This window comes from Streptomyces sp. Ag109_G2-15, from assembly GCF_900215565.1.
In the GTDB taxonomy this organism is placed as follows: domain Bacteria; phylum Actinomycetota; class Actinomycetes; order Streptomycetales; family Streptomycetaceae; genus Streptomyces; species Streptomyces diastatochromogenes.
The window spans coordinates 2,973,000-2,989,264 of sequence record NZ_OCNI01000001.1 but is presented as its reverse complement, the minus strand read 5'-3'; the positions used below and the strand labels follow the sequence as shown (position 1 = coordinate 2,989,264).

Sequence of the window (16,265 nt, the reverse complement as noted above, 5' to 3'; positions counted from 1 at the left end):
AGGTGAGGGGTGCCGCGCGGACCGGGGGCGGCCTACGCCCCCAGCGGTCCGCGTGACGGTCGAGTACGGGTGGAGATGCCCTGCGGTCGGGGCTGGCTCAGTGGTGGACGGCGGTCCGCTGCCCAGCGGGGCTTCCGGAGGCCACCACAGCGCTCCGCCCGCTGTCGCGGCGCTCCAGGGCGGCCGAGAGGACGGCGAGGACCAGAGCGGACGCGGCAAGGGCGGCGCCGACCCAGTTGGGGGCCGTGTAGCCGAAGCCGGCCGCGATCACGATGCCGCCGAGCCAGGCGGAGAGGGCGTTGCCCAGGTTGAAGGCGCCGATGTTCACTGCCGAGGCGAGCGTCGGAGCGCCGTGGGCCTGGTCGAGGACGCGCTTCTGCAGCGGCGGGACGGTCGCGAAGCCGAGGGCGCCGATCAGGGCGATGGTCACAGCGGCCGCGATCTTGTTGTGCGCGGTGAGTGTGAACAGCGCGAGGACGACGGCCAGGGCGCCCAGGGAGACGTACAGCATCGGCATCAGCGCGCGGTCGGCGAACTTGCCGCCGATGAGGTTGCCGCCGACCATGCCGAGGCCGAACAGAACCAGCAGCCAGGTGACGGACCCGTCGGCGAAGCCGGCGATGTGGGTCATCATCGGCGCGATGTAGGTGATGGCCGCGAAGACACCGCCGAAGCCGAGCACGGTCATCGCCATGGCGAGCAGGACCTGGGCGTTCTTGAAGGCGGCCAGTTCATGGCGCAGGTGCACCCCTTCGGTCCTCGGCATCTCGGGCACCAGCCTGGCGATGCCGGCCAGGCCGACGACACCGAGCGCGGCGACCACGCCGAAGGTGACGCGCCAGCCGACGTTCTGCCCGATGAGCGTGCCCAGCGGGACACCGACGACATTGGCGACGGTCAGGCCCGTGAACATCATCGCGATGGCGCCGGCCTTCTTGTCGGGAGCCACCAGCTCGGCCGCGACGACCGAGCCGATGCCGAAGAAGGCACCGTGGGCGAGGGAGGCGATCACCCGTCCGGTCAGCATGATCGCGAACGTGGGGGCCACGGCGGAGAGCAGGTTTCCGGCGATGAACAGGACCATCAGCAGCATCAGCATCCGCTTGCGCGAGATCTTGGTGCCGAGCACGGTCATCAGCGGGGCACCGATCACCACGCCGAGGGCGTATCCGGTCACGAGCAGGCCCGCGGTGGGGATGGAGACCCCGAAGTCACCGGCGACCTCGGGTAGCAGACCCATGATCACGAACTCGGTCGTTCCGATTCCGAAGGCCCCGATCGCGAGGGCCAGAAGCGCGAGAGGCATGTGGGGGTACACCTTCCCAGACGATTGCATGAGCGCTTAGCGTGCGTCCACAATAGTTGCAGACGCGGGCTAAGCGCAACCGCCGACTATTGCGGGAGTGCTCTACCCTTGATTCAGCCGCTCCGGGACGGAGGAAAACGCCAATGACAGCGACGGACCCCGCGCTCACCGCCCTCGCCCAGGGCTGGTCCGCCCTCGCCCTCCTGCACGGGAGGATCGAGGCACACATCGAGCGCGCCCTGCAGGCCAAGCACGACCTCAGCGTGCGGGAGTACTCCCTGCTCGATGTGCTCAGCCGGCAGCACGAGGGCCAGGGCGGTCATCTGCAGATGAAGCAGGTCGCCGACGCGGTCGTGCTCAGCCAGAGCGCCACCACGCGACTGGTGACCCGCCTGGAGGACCGTGGTCTGCTGGAGCGCTACCTGTGCCCCACCGACCGTCGCGGCATCTACACCAACGTCACCGAGGCGGGCCTGCGGCTGCTGGAGGAGGCGCGGCCCACCAATGACGGCGCCCTGCGCGAGGCCCTGGACGAGGCGGCCAGGAACCCCGAGCTGGCCCCGCTGGTACGCGTCGTGGAGTCCCTGAACGTGCCCGCATAGGGTGCCGCCATGGGAGATCTTGAAATACGCCGTGCGACCGCGGACGACCTGCCCGCGATCGTCGCCATGCTCGCCGACGACCCCCTGGGCGCCCAGCGCGAGTCACCCGACGACCTGACGCCTTACCTGGCGGCCCTGGAGCGGCTGAACGCGGACCCGAACCAGCAGCTCGTCGCGGCGGTGCGGGAGGGTCGTGTCATCGGCACCCTCCAGCTGACGCTCATCCCCGGGCTCTCCCGCAAGGGAGCGACCCGCTCGATCATCGAGGCCGTCCGCATCCACGCCGACGAGCGCGGGAGCGGCCTGGGCACCCAGCTCATCGAGTGGGCCGTCGAGGAATCCCGGCGCCAGAACTGCCAGTTGGTGCAGCTGACCTCCGACAGCAGCCGCACGGACGCCCACCGTTTCTACGAACGCCTCGGCTTCACCGCCTCGCACGTGGGTTTCAAGCTCCAGCTCTGAAAAACGCCCGGGGGTGGGTGTTTCACGTGAAACACCCACCCGGCCAGCGAGCCATCTACTCCGCGATCCCCCGCCAGCCCTTCGGATCCACTCCGCCGGGCACCTCGGCCCCCTCCTCGTACGGCTGCCGCGTGAACACGAACGACCCGAGGTCCAGATGGATCACGGACCCGTCCGGACGCCGTACGGGCCGGAGCAGCTCTCCGGCGTAGTAACCCTCCAGGCCCGTCCATGTGCCGTCGTCGTTCGATCGGAAGCGGGCCCGGCGGCCGCCGCCGGTCAGCGGTCCCAGCGCGAGGAGCCCGTCGGCCGTCGCCCGCAGAGCGAAGGCGTGCGTCCCCCAGAACCACTGCCCGGCCAAATCCAGGACGTCCCGGTCGACTTCACGCAGCGGACGCCACGGCTCGGGGATGCGTGGCTCTGCCTCGGCGACGATGCGGACGAGGTCCGCACCCACCGCTCCCAGCAGCGGGCCACTGGTGCAGTTGGCCAGCACCACCGCCGCCACGTCGTCCTCCACACTGATGGTGAGGTTCGCGAGAAAGCCCGGGAGCGAGCCGGAGTGTCCGACGAAAAGCCTGCCGTCCCGCTGCTGGATCTGCATGCCGAGGCCGTAGGTGGCCCCGTCCACCACATCCGCGGCTTCGGCCGGCGCCGCGGGCGTCCGCATCTCCCGCACCGACTCCGCACTCAGCACCCGGTCGTCTCCCCCGGCCAGGAAGGCGGCGAACCGCGCGAGATCCCCGGTGGTGGACCACAGCTGGCCGGCGGGGGCCATCCGGCCGAGATCCTCCAGCGGTTCGGGCAGCAGCGCGTCGGCCCAGGGATGCACCGCCCAGCCGCCCGCATGCGGCGCCTGCGGCTGTGCGCTGGTGCGGTGGAGGCCGAGGGGTTCGAGCACTTCGCCGCGCAGTACCTCCTCCCAGGAAGCGCCTCGAAGCTCCTCCACCAGTGCGCCGAGCAGGGTGTAGCCGGGATTGGAGTAGTGGTGGCGCCGGCCGACGGGGTGCAGGAGGGGCTGCTCGCCGAGGACATCGCTCAGCTCGGGACGCAGCGAGCCGGGGGTCCGCTCCCACCAGGGCGCGGGTGACTCGGCCGCCAACCCGGAGGTGTGTGCGAGCAGTTCGACGATCGTCGCCTCGCCGGCTCCGGTGCCCGGCAGATGCTTCTCCAGGGGATCACCGAGATCGAGCACGCCCTCGTCGCGCAGCCGCAGCACGAGTACGGCGGTGAACGTCTTGGTGATCGACCCGATCCTGTACTGCACGTTCTCGTCCGGTCCGTGCCCGTCCACCGAACTCCGTGCCCCGTGCCAGACGGCCCGCCCGTCCCTCACGACCGCGGCGACCAGCGAGGGAGCCCGCCCTTCGGCCTGCGCGACCGCGATCCGGTGCAGCAACGCCCGCCGGGTGCCCGGGAGCAGCTCTTCCTGAGATGTCGTCATGGGCCCAGTCCATCCGCTGGGGCGCCATGCGTCGAGTTCATTTCCCCCGCGGTCCGGCCGGGTCAGGTCTGGGCCATGTCCACGAAGCGGGAGTAGTGGCCCTGGAAGGCCACCGTGATCGTCGCCGTGGGACCGTTACGGTGCTTGCCCACGATGATGTCCGCCTCGCCCGCTCGCGGTGACTCCTTCTCGTAGGCGTCCTCGCGGTGCAGCAGGATGACCATGTCGGCGTCCTGCTCGATGGAGCCGGACTCACGCAGGTCGGACACCATCGGCTTCTTGTCCGTGCGCTGCTCGGGACCACGGTTGAGCTGCGAGAGCGCGATCACCGGGACCTCCAGCTCCTTGGCCAGCAGCTTGAGGTTACGAGACATGTCCGAGACCTCCTGCTGACGGCTCTCGGAGCGCTTGGAACCACCGGACTGCATCAGCTGCAGATAGTCGATGATCACGAGCTTGATGTCGTTGCGCTGCTTCAGCCGGCGGCACTTCGCGCGGATCTCCATCATCGACAGGTTCGGGGAGTCGTCGATGTAGAGCGGCGCGGACGAGACCTCGGGCATCCGGCGCGCCAGGCGGGTCCAGTCCTCGTCCGTCATGGTGCCCGAGCGCATGTGGTGCAGGGCCACGCGTGCCTCGGCCGACAGCAGACGCATCGCGATCTCGTTGCGCCCCATTTCGAGGGAGAAGATGACGCTGGCCAGGTTGTGCTTGATCGACGCCGCGCGCGCGAAGTCCAGCGCGAGCGTGGACTTACCCATGGCGGGACGGGCCGCGATGACGATCATCTGGCCCGGGTGCAGACCGTTGGTCAGCGAGTCGAGGTCCGTGAAGCCGGTGGGCACACCGGTCATCTCGCCGCTGCGCGAGCCGATCGCCTCGATCTCGTCGAGGGCGCCCTCCATGATGTCGCCGAGCGGCAGATAGTCCTCGCTGGTGCGCTGCTCGGTGACCGCGTAGATCTCGGCCTGGGCGCGGTTGACGATCTCGTCGACGTCGTCGTCGGCCGCGTATCCCATCTGCGTGATACGGGTGCCCGCCTCGACCAGACGACGCAGGACCGCCCGCTCGTGGACGATCTCGGCGTAGTACTCGGCATTCGCCGCCGTCGGCACCGTCTGGACGAGGGTGTGGAGGTACGACGCCCCGCCGACCTTGTTGATCTCGCCGCGCTTGGTGAGTTCGGCGGCGATGGTGATGGGGTCGGCCGGCTCACCCTTGGCGTAGACGTCGAGGATCGCCTGGTAGATCGTCTCGTGCGCGGGCTTGTAGAAGTCGTGGCCCTTGAGGATCTCGACCACGTCGGCGATGGCGTCCTTGGACAGCAGCATGCCGCCCAGGACGGACTGCTCGGCGTCCAGGTCCTGCGGTGGCACCCGCTCGAAGGAGGAGCCACCGCCGTCCCAGCCGCCGTTCTCCCGGCCCCGGTCGTGCTGTTCGTCACGGCCCCGGCCGCCGTCACTTCGGCGACGGGAGGCGGGCAGACGATCGCTGGGTCCGCTGTCGGCCCACGGATCGTCCAAGGGCTCGGAAATGCTCACCGAGCCACCTCCTCCCGTCCGCACGGCGGACCTCGCCGTGCCCTCTGTTGTACGGCACGACACTGACAATTGAGAGGCCCAACTCCGCTTCTGGCGCGTCGGTTTTGTGACGTTTCCCAGGCCGAGGGAAGGAGCGGGCGCCGGACAACGGTAGGCCTGTCGGCACCGTCAGCCAATCTGGTTATCCACAGGCCATGTGGACGACGGCCCGGATGCTGTGGAGAACCCGCCGAAACCTGTGCACGACCCGGTGGACAGCCCTGTGAACAAGCCCTCGATCCCGTCGATCGCAACGCCCTGACCTGCATCTTTACAGTCCACCGGCTGTGCAGAAGAAAAACTTCCCCAGTCGGACCAAGATCGCCTCGAACGATGCGTTCATGTGCACGGATCGAGACAGAAGGTAAGGGTCACTATCTAATTGCATCTCTTACCTGTGGACGATTAGATTAGTGCTCATGACACAGGCTCCAGCGATACCCCAGGCCACCCGCCGTCGGCACGACCGAGAGATCATCGCGCTGGCTGTCCCGGCCTTCGGTGCACTCGTCGCCGAGCCTCTGTTCGTCATGGCCGACAGTGCCATCGTCGGCCACCTCGGGACCGCCCAGCTCGCCGGTCTGGGAGTGGCCTCGGCCCTCCTCATGACCGCCGTGAGCGTCTTCGTCTTCCTCGCCTACGCCACCACGGCCGCCGTGGCCCGGCGCGTCGGCGCCGGCGACATCCAGGCTGCCATCCGCCAGGGCATGGACGGCATCTGGCTCGCGCTGCTCCTCGGTGGGGCGGTCATCGCCCTCGTCCTCCCGCTGGCCCCGGGCATCGTGGACCTCTTCGGCGCCTCCGCCACCGCGGCCCCCTACGCCACGACGTATCTGCGCATCTCCGCACTCGGCATCCCGGCCATGCTGATCGTGCTCGCCGCCACCGGTGTGCTGCGCGGCCTGCAGGACACCCGGACCCCGCTGTACGTCGCCGTCGCAGGCTTCGTCGCCAACGCCGGACTCAACGCGGGACTCGTCTACGGCGCCGGACTGGGCATTGCCGGATCCGCCTGGGGCACCGTCATCGCACAGTGCGGCATGGCGGCCGTCTATCTGGCCGTGGTCGTTCGCGGGGCCCGCCGTCACGGGGCCTCCCTGCGCCCGGACGCCGCCGGCATCCGGGCCTCGGCCCAGGCCGGAGTCCCCTTGCTCGTCCGCACGCTGTCGCTGCGGGCGATTCTCATGATCGCCACGGCTGTCGCGGCACGCCTCGGTGACGCCGACATCGCCGCCCACCAGATCATCCTGTCCCTGTGGAGCCTGCTGGCCTTCGCCCTCGACGCGATCGCGATCGCCGGGCAGGCCATCATCGGCCGCTACCTCGGCGCGAACGACGCCCAGGGCGCCCGCGAGGCCTGTCGGCGCATGGTCCGGTGGGGCGTCGCCACCGGTGTCGTACTGGGCCTCCTCGTGGTGGCTGCCCGTCCGCTGTTCCTCCCGCTGTTCACCAGCGACTCCGTGGTCAGGGACGCGGCACTGCCCGCCCTGCTGATGGTGGCCCTCTCCCAGCCCGTCTGCGGGATCGTCTTCGTCCTGGACGGTGTCCTGATGGGTGCCGGGGACGGACCGTATCTGGCCTGGGCGATGGTGGCGACCTTGGCGGTGTTCGCCCCGGTGGCACTGTTCGTCCCCACGCTGGGGGGAGGACTGACTGCCCTCTGGGCCGCCATGACCCTGATGATGACGGTCCGCATGCTCACCCTGTGGCTGCGGACGCGCGCGGGCAGCTGGATCGTCACGGGCGCCACCCGCTGAGCGGCTCGCCGGGCTCACCGCGTCCCGGTTTCACGTGAAACATGACGCGGCCTGTGCGCAGCCGTCCTGACATCGAACGCGAAGAGGGGCCGCCCCGTAGGAGGCGGCCCCTCTCAGCTGCTCAAGCCGAGCGCAGCGTCACGCCGCGACGACCTCGATGTTGACCTTGGCGGCAACCTCGGGGTGCAGACGCACGGACGCCTCGTGGGCGCCCAGGGTCTTGATCGAAGCGGACAGCTCGATGCGGCGCTTGTCGACCTCGGGGCCACCGGAGGCCTTGATCGCGGAAGCGATGTCAGCCGGGGTGACGGAACCGAAGAGACGACCGGCGTCGCCGGAGCGGACTGCCAGACGGACCTTGACGCCCTCGAGCTGGGCCTTCACAGCGTTGGCCTGCTCGATGGTCTGGATCTCGTGGATCTTGCGGGCGCGGCGGATCTGCTCGACGTCCTTCTCGCCACCCTTGGTCCAGCGGATAGCGAACTTCCGCGGGATGAGGTAGTTGCGAGCGTAGCCGTCCTTGACGTCGACGACCTCGCCGGCGGCACCGAGGCCAGAGACCTCGTGGGTGAGGATGATCTTCATGTTTCGGTCACCCTTCCCTTAGCGCGCGGTGGACGTGTAGGGCAGCAGCGCCATCTCACGGCTGTTCTTGACGGCCGTGGCGACGTCACGCTGGTGCTGCGTGCAGTTGCCGGTCACGCGGCGGGCACGGATCTTGCCGCGGTCGGAAATGAACTTCCGCAGCATGTTCGTGTCCTTGTAGTCCACGTACGTGACCTTGTCCTTGCAGAAAGCGCAGACCTTCTTCTTAGGCTTGCGCACAGGCGGCTTCGCCATGGTGTTTCTCCTGTGTGATCAAGAAGTGGGGATGCGAGCCCTTAGAAGGGGGGCTCGTCCGAGTAGCCGCCGCCACCGCCGCCGGAGTTTCCACCCCAGCCGCCACCGCCGCCGCCCTGGTTGCCACCGGCGGGAGCGCCGGTCGCCCACGGGTCGTCGGCGGGAGCACCGCCGCCCTGCTGGCCGCCGCCGGAGTTTCCACCCCAGCCGCCGCCACCCTGGCCGCCACCGCCGCCGTAACCGCCCTGGCCACCGCGGCCGGCACCGCCGGCGGTCTTGGTGACCTTGGCCGTGGCGTTCCGCAGGCTGGCGCCGACTTCCTCGACGTCCAGCTCGTAGACCGTGCGCTTGACGCCCTCACGGTCCTCGTAGGACCGCTGCTTCAGCCGGCCCTGCACGATGACGCGCATGCCTCGCTGGAGCGACTCGGCGACGTTCTCCGCCGCCTGACGCCAGACCGAGCAGGTCAGGAACAGGCTCTCGCCGTCCTTCCACTCGTTCGTCTGGCGGTCGAAGGTGCGGGGAGTGGACGCGACGCGGAACTTCGCGACCGCCGCACCGGACGGGGTGAAGCGCAGCTCGGGGTCATCGACAAGGTTGCCGACGACCGTGATGACGGTCTCGCCTGCCATGGGGGAACCTCTCGGCGGGTTTGCTGCTGGCTGCTTGCTGCTACTCGAATCCCGAGATCAGCTGAGCAGAAGGCTCAGTGGGTCTCGGGGCGGAGGACCTTGGTCCGGAGGACCGACTCGTTCAGGTTCATCTGGCGGTCGAGCTCCTTCACGACCGCAGGCTCGGCCTGCAGGTCGATGACCGAGTAGATGCCCTCGGGCTTCTTCTTGATCTCGTACGCGAGACGACGACGGCCCCAGGTGTCGACCTTCTCCACCTTGCCGTTGCCCTCACGGACGACGGAGAGGAAGTTCTCGATCAGGGGGGCGACAGCGCGCTCCTCCAGATCGGGGTCGAGGATGACCATCACCTCGTAGTGACGCATGTGGAACCCACCTCCTTTGGACTCAGCGGCCACGGTCGTTCCGTGGCAGGAGGGTTGTGATGCGTACGCAACGGTATCGGCCACCACTGACAATCGGGGGCTCCTCGGGGGATCCCCGCAGCGGCCTGGGCAGACACCGGTGCAGACGGTACAGACTACCTGCACACGTGCTTCCGGTTGAAATCCGGCGGCGAGGGCCCTTCAATCTGTACACATCGGGTGTGTAAGGCGCTACCGTGCGCCGCGATCCGCAGGAGGTGCCTCATGACACAGGCATTGCGACCCAACACCGCCGGATCCCTCTTCGCCACCGACGGCAAGGTCCGTCCACTCCAGGACACGCTGATGGCGGTGACCCTGGTCCTGGGCCTTGTCTCCTTCATCACGTCCTTCTTCCACGGCCTGCACCTGCTCACGTCCTGGACCGGCCTGCTGGGCATCTTCACCGGCGTGTACGGGCAGTGGATCTCGGAGACCACGCGTGAGCGGACCGGTCTGATCCTGGGTCTCGGTGCCGCCGGAGTCGGCTTCATGCTCGGCATGGCACACGGCGGACTGTTCGGCGGCCTCATCGGCTGACCCGTCCGGCCGTCGGTCCGGCACCTTCCCCGACACCGTGAAAACGCCTCGGCGGCCAGAAGCCGGGGCGAAGGTGCCGTACGCCCCAGTCGGGGTGCGCGCAAGGCGCAGTAGGCTTCGGCGCGAGAGCCGGAGCCCCTGTACCCATGGGGACACACCAGCCCGAGGAGCGCCCCGACATGAGCCTGACCCTGAGGACCATCAGCCGCGAGCAGCATCTGGCCTACATCCAGAGCCTGCCGGCGGCTAGCCACATGCAGGTCCCGGCCTGGGCCGACGTGAAGGCGGAGTGGCGCTCGGAGCACCTCGGCTGGTTCGACGAGCGCAACGGCGAGATGGTCGGCGCCGGCCTGGTCCTCTACCGCCAGCTGCCCAAGATCAAGCGCTACCTCGCCTACCTCCCCGAGGGCCCGGTCATCAACTGGTTCGCGCCGAATCTGGACGACTGGATCCAGCCGATGCTGGCGCACCTCAAGCAGCAGGGTGCCTTCTCCGTGAAGATGGGCCCGCCGGTGATCATCCGCCGCTGGAACGCGGAGACCATCAAGAGGGGCATCCAGAGCCCTGACGTGAAGCGACTGCGCGACATGGAGGCCGACTTCATCGAGCCGCGCGCCTTCGAGGTCGCCGACAAGCTGCGCCGGATGGGCTGGCAGCAGGGCGAGGACGGCGGCGCCGGCTTCGGCGACGTACAGCCCCGCTACGTCTTCCAGGTGCCGCTGGCGAACCGTTCCCTGGAAGAGGTCCACAAGAACTTCAACCAGCTGTGGCGCCGCAACATCAAGAAGGCCGAGAAGGCCGGCGTCGAGGTCGTCCAGGGCGGCTACCAGGATCTCGCCGAGTGGCAGCGGCTGTACGAGATCACGGCCGTGCGCGACCACTTCCGGCCCCGCCCGCTGTCGTACTTCCAGCGCATGTGGACGGCCCTCAACACCGAGGACCCCAACCGGATGCGGCTGTACTTCGCCCGCCACAACGGCGTGAACCTGTCCGCCGCGACCATGCTGATCGTCGGCGGACACGTCTGGTACTCCTACGGCGCCTCCGACAACATCGGCCGTGAGGTCCGGCCGTCGAACGCGATGCAGTGGCGGATGCTGCGCGACGCCTACGCGCTCGGCGCCACCGTCTACGACCTGCGCGGCATCTCCGACTCGCTGGACGAGACGGATCACCTGTTCGGCCTCATCCAGTTCAAGGTCGGCACGGGCGGGCAGGCCGCCGAGTACCTGGGCGAATGGGACTTCCCGCTGAACAAGCTGCTCCACAAGGCGCTCGACATCTACATGTCGCGCCGCTGAGCCGCGGGCGTTTGATTCCATAGCCCTCACAGCTTTCGCACTTCTGACACACGGCAGCCACGAGAAAGGTTCCGGGTCCGGCCATGGCGCTCACGCTCTACGTCGACACCGCGCGCTGGCGGGCGCACCACAAGCACGTGCAGGAGCAGTTCCCGGGCCTCGTCCCGGTCTGCAAGGGCAACGGCTACGGCTTCGGACACGAACGACTGGCCGAGGAGGCCACGCGCCTGGGCGCGGACATCCTCGCCGTCGGCACCACGTACGAGGCCGCGCGCATCAAGGACTTCTTCAGCGGCGACCTGCTGGTGCTGACGCCGTACCGGCGCGGTGAGGAGCCCGTCCCGCTGCCGGACCGGGTGGTCCGGTCGGTGTCGTCGATCGACGGCGTGTACGGCCTCGTGGGCGCCCGTGTCGTCATCGAGGTGATGTCCTCGATGAAGCGGCACGGCATCAGCGAGCAGGACCTGCCCCAACTGCACCAGGCCATAGAGAACGTCCGGCTGGAGGGCTTCGCCATCCATCTGCCGCTGGACCGCACCGACGGCTCGGACGCCGTCGAGGAGGTCATCGGCTGGATGGACCGGCTGCGTGCGGCCCGGCTGCCGCTGCACACCATGTTCGTCAGCCACCTCAAGGCCGATGAACTCGCCCGGCTCCAGCAGCAGTTCCCGCAGACCCGGTTCCGCGCCCGCATCGGCACCCGGCTGTGGCTGGGGGACCACGAGGCCACCGAGTACCGCGGCGCCGTCCTGGACGTCACGCGCGTGGCCAAGGGCGACCGCTTCGGCTACCGGCAGCAGAAGGCGGCCTCGGACGGCTTCCTGGTGGTCGTGGCGGGCGGTACGTCGCACGGGGTGGGCCTGGAGGCCCCGAAGGCCCTGCACGGCGTCATGCCGCGCGCCAAGGGCGTCGCACGGGCCGGCCTCGCCACGGTCAACCGGAACCTTTCTCCGTTCGTCTGGGGCGGCAAGCAGCGTTGGTTCGCCGAGCCGCCGCACATGCAGGTGTCGATCCTGTTCGTCCCGTCGGACGCCCCCGAGCCGACGGTCGGTGACGAGCTGGTGGCCCATCTGCGGCACACCACAACGCAGTTCGACCGGATCGTGGACCGCTAGTCCGGGCTGCCGAAGCGAAAGGCCGTACACGACGTTCGTGTACGGCCTTCTTCATGCCCACCGAGGAGCCGCCGATGGGACGCCCCAGGGGGTGTTCGCTCAGAGCGAACGGTCCTCGTACGGTGGCGGTTCCGGCCTTCCCCAGTTCACCTGAGGAGCCTCGAAATGGGCGGCGTGCCGCGGGGGATGGGCCGCCGCGCCGAGCACGAAGGCGTCCTCCGCACCGTCGAGAACCCCGCCCGAGGGATCGTCGTCGCCGGACCGGCGCACCACGTCCCGCTCGGGCATCAGGATGTCCCGTACGACGACGGCGCACAGGTACAGCGTGCCCAGCAGGTGCAGGGCGATCGCCCACTGGTAGCCCTGCGTCGGCAGACCCTTGTGGGCGTCTCCGCTGGTCGTGTAGGCGAGGTACATCCAAATGCCCAGGAAGTACGCCACCTCGCACGCCTGCCAGATCAGGAAGTCCCGCCACTTGGGCCGGGCGAGGACGGCCAGCGGCACCAGCCACAGGACGTACTGCGGGGAGTAGACCTTGTTGGTGACGATGAAGGCCGCCACCATCAGGAACGCGAGCTGGGCGAAGCGCGGCCGGCGCGGGGCGGTGAGCGTCAGGGCCCCGATACCGAGGAAGCACAGCACCACCAGCACGGTGGCCGAGGTGTTGACGAAGTCGGTGGAGGGCGGGTTGCTGGTGTTCTGCGCCCAGATCAGCCAGAAGGATCCGAAGTCGACGCCCCGGTCGTGGCTGAACGTGTAGAACTTCGACCAGCCCTGGAAGGCGAAGACCATCACCGGCAGGTTCACGACGAGCCAGGCGACGACGGCTCCGCCCACGGCCTGGAAGAACTCCCGCCACTTGCCGGCCCGCCAGCACAGCACGAGCAGCGGGCCGAGCAGAAAGATCGGATAGAGCTTGGCGGCCGTGGCGAGCCCCAGGAGAACTCCGAAGGCCAGGGCGCGGCCCCGCGACCACATCAGCATCGCGGCGGCCGTCAGGGCCACCGCCAGCAGATCCCAGTTGATGGTGGCGGTGAGAGCGAAAGCAGGCGCCAGAGCGACCAGCAGGCCGTCCCAGGGGCGCCGGTGGTGGGTGCGGGTGACACAGACGGCGATGACGGCCGCGCACACCATCAGCATCCCGGCGTTGACGAACCAGTACACCTGCTCCTGGTGCTGGATGGTGCCGCTGCCGGGCGTGAGCCAGGCGGCCACCTCCATGAACACACCGGTCAGCACCGGGTACTCGAGGTAGTCCATGTCGCCCGGGAGCTTGTCGAAGTACGGCACCAGCCCGTCGGCGAAGCCGCGCCCCTGATAGAGGTGCGGGATGTCCGAGTAGCAGGCGTGCGTGTACTGCGAGCTAGCGCCGAAGAACCAGCCGCTGTGGTAGCAGGGCGCCTTCTGGACGAGACCGAGCGCGAACATGCCGATCGCGACGATCGTGATGACACGTACGGGGGTCCACCAGCCCGTCCCGAGCAGGGCGTACCGCCCGATGGGGCCACCGATCAGCTCACTCCCGGCCGCGGCGACCTCGTCCTCCCTGGTCGGCCGTACCGGCTCCGCGTCGGCAGGCCGCACGGGCTCGGGCTCGTGCACGCTCGCGGGCGTCATCTCTGCACTGGGCATGGGCCACATCCTGCCGTACCTGCCTAGGAATACGCCGAGGGCCGCCGCACCTCGTGGGTGCGGCGGCCCTTGTTTCACGTGAAACACCCTTGGCGGGCGATATGACCGCCAACCGGTCAGACTGCCTGGCTATCCGTTCTGACCTGCGAAGATGCCTCCGTTGCCGTTACCTCTGGTGTTTCCGGTGCCAGTGGTGTCGGTGGCTGTCGGCGTGGGCGTCGTCCCGCCGTCCGTGCCACCGGTGTCCGTGCCGCCGCCGTTGCCGTTGCAGTTGTTGCCCCAGCCGAGCTGGCAGGAGTCGCTCGGCGTCGGAGACGGGGACGTGGCCGTGTCGCTCGGCGTCGGGCTCGGCGAGTCGTCCGGCGTCTGGCTCGGCGTGATGGTGACCGACGGGGTCGGGGAAGGCGCCCCCGCCTCGTCCTGGACCTTGCCGATCTCGATGGCATCCGGGAAGCCCGAGTCGTTCGCGTTCTTCAGCGCGTCCTTCATGTACTCGGTCCACACGAGCGTCGGGATGTCACCACCGTGGATGGAGTCCTTGCCCGCCGTGCCGTTCATGGAGAGCAGCTCGTGGTCCTTGGGGTTCTCACGGAACATCGCGATCGAGGTCGACAGCTGCTGGGTGTAGCCGACGAACCAGGCCGACTTGTTGCTGTCGGTGGTACCGGTCTTGCCGGCCGCCGTACGGCCCAGGGCCTTGGCGTTCTGAGCCGTACCGTTCTGGATCACGTTCTCCAGGACGTCCGTGACGTTGTTGGCGATGTTCGCCTCCATGGCCTGCCTGGGCTTGGGCTTCTCGAAGCCGGGCTGGTCCACGCCGTCCTTCTTGAGGGCGGTCACCGAGTACGGATCCACCTGCTTGCCGGAAGCCGCGAAGGTCGCATAGGCGTCGGCCATACGGATAGCACTGGGAGTGGACGTACCGATGGCGAACGACGGGTTGAGGTCCTTCGACATGCTCTGGTCGAGGATGCCGGTCGACTTGGCGACGTCCCGCACGTGCGTCATTCCCACGTCTACGCCGAGCTGAACGAACGGCGTGTTGATGGACTGCTCCATCGCCTTGCGCAGGGTGATGTAACCCCACTTGTGAGGACTCTCGTTGTTCTGGAAGAAGGTCGAGTTGTCCTTGTTCAGGTAGAACGATCCGTCTGGCTTCATCACCTTGAGGTGGTCGTTGCCGTTGTACTTGCTCAGCGGCGAGACCGGCGTGCCGGGAGATTTGTACGTGCCGTACTCCATGGCCGCGGCCAGCACGAACGGCTTCCACGTCGAGCCGACGGGGACACCGGAGGTGTCGGCGTTGTTGGTGAAGTGGCCGTTCTCGTAGCCGTCACCGCCGTAGAGAGCGACGATCGCACCGTCGTTGGGCTTCACCGACGCGGCGCCGAACTGGACGTACTTGTCCAGGCTGCGGTGCTTCGGGTCCAACCGCTCCTTCTGGATCTTCTTCACCGCCGCGCTCAGGGCGTTGACCTTGTTCTTCTGGAAGGTCGTGTAGATCTGGTAGCCACCCCGGTCGAAATCCGCCTCCGTGATGTGGGAGTGGTTCAGGACGTACTTCTTCGCCGTGTCGGCCAGGTAGCTGATCTGCCCGGTCATGCCCTTGGTCGCCTTGCGGCCGTCAGGCATGGGGTACCTCTCGAGGGCCTTCTGGTACTGCACGTCGGTGAGGTGCTTGTCCTTGTGCATCTCGCCAAGAATCCAGCGCCAGCGATCCTGCGAGCGCTTGGTGTTGTTAGTCTCGGTCGCCGACTTGTCGAGGTCCGGGTTGCCGGCCGGGTCGTAGTACGTCGGGCCCTTCAGCAGCGCCGCGAGGACGGCGCACTGGCTCGGCGTGAGCTTGACCGCGTCCACGCCGTAGTAGGTCTGGGCGGCGGCCTGGATGCCGTAGGCACCGCGGCCGTAGTACGAGGTGTTCAGATAGCCCTGGAGGATCTGCGGCTTCGAGAGCTTGGCACCCACCTTGATGGAGATGAACATCTCGCGGAACTTGCGGGTGACGGTCTGGTCCTGGCTCAGGTACGTGTTCTTGACGAACTGCTGGGTGATGGTCGAACCACCCTGTGTCTGTCCGCCTCGTGCCATGTTGGCCAGGGCTCGGGCGATACCCATGGGGTCGACACCCGAGTCCTGGTAGAAGCTCTTGTTCTCGGCCGAGATCACTGCCCACTGCATGGCCTCGGGGATCTTGTCGATGGTGACGTTCTGGCGGTTGACGCCGGTGCCGGTGGCCACCATCTGACTTTTGTCGGCCCAGTAGTAGACGTTGTTCTGCGACTGGGCGGCGATGTTCTCGCTGGGGATCTGCACCATCGCGAAGCCGATGCCGACCATGGCGACCAGGCTGCCGACGAAGCCGATGAACAGCCCCGAGACGAGCTTCCAGGACGGCACCCAGCGATGCCAGCCGTACTTGCCCGCCCTCGGGTAGTCGATGAACCGCTTCTTACCGGGTGCGGTCGTCGCACGGCCTCTGCCGCGCCCGGGACCGTTCGGTCCGCCCGGGCCGCCGCGCCGGCCGCCGGGGCCTGCGTTGTCGGCGGCCCGGCGTCGGCCGCCGCCTCTCTGCGCCGCCCGGCGGGCCTCGGCACGGCCGCCGTAGGGGCGCTCTTCACCCCCGAGCCATAGGCGTCCGACCCATGGGAAC

Annotated in this window: 15 protein-coding genes; 6 read left to right on the top strand and 9 right to left on the bottom strand. The window is 68.3% G+C overall.

What is annotated here, in order from left to right; translation table 11 throughout:
- Positions 1 to 97: 97 nt before the first annotated feature.
- Positions 98 to 1,306 carry an MFS transporter gene (locus CRP49_RS13290; RefSeq protein WP_097253564.1) on the bottom strand — a complete coding sequence of 403 codons (1,209 nt, stop codon included), beginning with the start codon at positions 1,304 to 1,306 and terminating at the stop codon, positions 98 to 100.
- A 143-nt stretch (positions 1,307 to 1,449) separates the two neighbouring features.
- Between CRP49_RS13290 and CRP49_RS13285 the strand changes: the two genes are divergently transcribed.
- Both CRP49_RS13285 and CRP49_RS13280 read left to right on the top strand, forming a co-directional pair.
- Positions 1,450 to 1,908, top strand: coding sequence for a MarR family winged helix-turn-helix transcriptional regulator (locus tag CRP49_RS13285; RefSeq protein ID WP_097253563.1), 459 nt, complete (start codon positions 1,450 to 1,452; stop codon positions 1,906 to 1,908).
- Between the two features lie 9 nt (positions 1,909 to 1,917).
- Complete coding sequence (locus tag CRP49_RS13280; protein WP_097253562.1) at positions 1,918 to 2,370, top strand: GNAT family N-acetyltransferase; 453 nt, start codon at positions 1,918 to 1,920, stop codon at positions 2,368 to 2,370.
- 55 nt (positions 2,371 to 2,425) lie between these two features.
- Here CRP49_RS13280 and CRP49_RS13275 read toward each other — a convergent pair whose 3' ends face one another.
- Complete coding sequence (locus CRP49_RS13275) at positions 2,426 to 3,814, bottom strand: serine hydrolase (protein ID WP_097253561.1); 1,389 nt, start codon at positions 3,812 to 3,814, stop codon at positions 2,426 to 2,428.
- A gap of 62 nt (positions 3,815 to 3,876) precedes the next feature.
- Positions 3,877 to 5,355 (bottom strand): replicative DNA helicase, encoded by a 1,479-nt coding sequence (gene dnaB / locus CRP49_RS13270; protein ID WP_097253560.1) that lies wholly within the window; start codon positions 5,353 to 5,355, stop codon positions 3,877 to 3,879.
- 458 nt (positions 5,356 to 5,813) lie between these two features.
- On the opposite strand from dnaB, the gene CRP49_RS13265 reads away from it, so the two are divergent.
- Entirely contained in the window at positions 5,814 to 7,151 is a 1,338-nt protein-coding gene (locus tag CRP49_RS13265) for an MATE family efflux transporter (RefSeq protein WP_097257334.1), read from the top strand.
- 138 nt (positions 7,152 to 7,289) lie between these two features.
- Here CRP49_RS13265 and rplI read toward each other — a convergent pair whose 3' ends face one another.
- The 4 genes from rplI to rpsF all read right to left on the bottom strand — a co-directional run bounded on the left by rplI (position 7,290) and on the right by rpsF (position 8,988).
- Positions 7,290 to 7,736, bottom strand: a complete 447-nt coding sequence (gene rplI / locus CRP49_RS13260) for a 50S ribosomal protein L9 (protein ID WP_097253559.1) — start codon at positions 7,734 to 7,736, stop codon at positions 7,290 to 7,292.
- A gap of 18 nt (positions 7,737 to 7,754) precedes the next feature.
- Positions 7,755 to 7,991 carry a 30S ribosomal protein S18 gene (rpsR, locus tag CRP49_RS13255; RefSeq protein WP_003949403.1) on the bottom strand — a complete coding sequence of 79 codons (237 nt, stop codon included), beginning with the start codon at positions 7,989 to 7,991 and terminating at the stop codon, positions 7,755 to 7,757.
- A gap of 41 nt (positions 7,992 to 8,032) precedes the next feature.
- Positions 8,033 to 8,623 (bottom strand): single-stranded DNA-binding protein, encoded by a 591-nt coding sequence (locus CRP49_RS13250; RefSeq protein ID WP_094218673.1) that lies wholly within the window; start codon positions 8,621 to 8,623, stop codon positions 8,033 to 8,035.
- 74 nt (positions 8,624 to 8,697) lie between these two features.
- The gene (gene rpsF, locus CRP49_RS13245) at positions 8,698 to 8,988 is read right to left on the bottom strand and encodes a 30S ribosomal protein S6 (RefSeq protein WP_003956532.1); all 291 of its coding nucleotides are present in this window, start codon (positions 8,986 to 8,988) and stop codon (positions 8,698 to 8,700) included.
- Positions 8,989 to 9,252: 264 nt separating this feature from the next.
- Here rpsF and CRP49_RS13240 point away from each other — a divergent pair, with 264 nt between their 5' ends.
- From CRP49_RS13240 to CRP49_RS13230, 3 genes are all read left to right on the top strand, one after another.
- A complete protein-coding gene (locus CRP49_RS13240) occupies positions 9,253 to 9,567 on the top strand; it encodes a hypothetical protein (RefSeq protein WP_097253558.1) in 315 nt (104 codons plus the stop codon).
- 179 nt (positions 9,568 to 9,746) lie between these two features.
- A complete protein-coding gene (femX, locus tag CRP49_RS13235; protein ID WP_097253557.1) occupies positions 9,747 to 10,868 on the top strand; it encodes a peptidoglycan bridge formation glycyltransferase FemX in 1,122 nt (373 codons plus the stop codon).
- An 83-nt stretch (positions 10,869 to 10,951) separates the two neighbouring features.
- Positions 10,952 to 11,983 carry an alanine racemase gene (locus CRP49_RS13230; protein ID WP_097253556.1) on the top strand — a complete coding sequence of 344 codons (1,032 nt, stop codon included), beginning with the start codon at positions 10,952 to 10,954 and terminating at the stop codon, positions 11,981 to 11,983.
- Between the two features lie 99 nt (positions 11,984 to 12,082).
- Here CRP49_RS13230 and CRP49_RS13225 read toward each other — a convergent pair whose 3' ends face one another.
- Both CRP49_RS13225 and CRP49_RS13220 read right to left on the bottom strand, forming a co-directional pair.
- Entirely contained in the window at positions 12,083 to 13,615 is a 1,533-nt protein-coding gene (locus CRP49_RS13225; protein ID WP_179851599.1) for a glycosyltransferase family 87 protein, read from the bottom strand.
- A gap of 129 nt (positions 13,616 to 13,744) precedes the next feature.
- Positions 13,745 to 16,012 carry a transglycosylase domain-containing protein gene (locus tag CRP49_RS13220; protein ID WP_097253554.1) on the bottom strand — a complete coding sequence of 756 codons (2,268 nt, stop codon included), beginning with the start codon at positions 16,010 to 16,012 and terminating at the stop codon, positions 13,745 to 13,747.
- Between the last annotated feature and the right edge of the window lie 253 nt (positions 16,013 to 16,265).

Coding starts and splice junctions, on each gene's coding strand:
- CRP49_RS13290 (WP_097253564.1), bottom strand. CDS start 1,306: ATGCCTCTCGCGCTTCTGGCCCTCGCGATCGGGGCCTTCGGAATCGGA.
- CRP49_RS13285 (WP_097253563.1), top strand. CDS start 1,450: ATGACAGCGACGGACCCCGCGCTCACCGCCCTCGCCCAGGGCTGGTCC.
- CRP49_RS13280 (WP_097253562.1), top strand. CDS start 1,918: ATGGGAGATCTTGAAATACGCCGTGCGACCGCGGACGACCTGCCCGCG.
- CRP49_RS13275 (WP_097253561.1), bottom strand. CDS start 3,814: ATGACGACATCTCAGGAAGAGCTGCTCCCGGGCACCCGGCGGGCGTTG.
- CRP49_RS13265 (WP_097257334.1), top strand. CDS start 5,814: ATGACACAGGCTCCAGCGATACCCCAGGCCACCCGCCGTCGGCACGAC.
- rplI (WP_097253559.1), bottom strand. CDS start 7,736: ATGAAGATCATCCTCACCCACGAGGTCTCTGGCCTCGGTGCCGCCGGC.
- rpsR (WP_003949403.1), bottom strand. CDS start 7,991: ATGGCGAAGCCGCCTGTGCGCAAGCCTAAGAAGAAGGTCTGCGCTTTC.
- CRP49_RS13250 (WP_094218673.1), bottom strand. CDS start 8,623: ATGGCAGGCGAGACCGTCATCACGGTCGTCGGCAACCTTGTCGATGAC.
- rpsF (WP_003956532.1), bottom strand. CDS start 8,988: ATGCGTCACTACGAGGTGATGGTCATCCTCGACCCCGATCTGGAGGAG.
- CRP49_RS13240 (WP_097253558.1), top strand. CDS start 9,253: ATGACACAGGCATTGCGACCCAACACCGCCGGATCCCTCTTCGCCACC.
- femX (WP_097253557.1), top strand. CDS start 9,747: ATGAGCCTGACCCTGAGGACCATCAGCCGCGAGCAGCATCTGGCCTAC.
- CRP49_RS13230 (WP_097253556.1), top strand. CDS start 10,952: ATGGCGCTCACGCTCTACGTCGACACCGCGCGCTGGCGGGCGCACCAC.
- CRP49_RS13225 (WP_179851599.1), bottom strand. CDS start 13,615: ATGCCCAGTGCAGAGATGACGCCCGCGAGCGTGCACGAGCCCGAGCCC.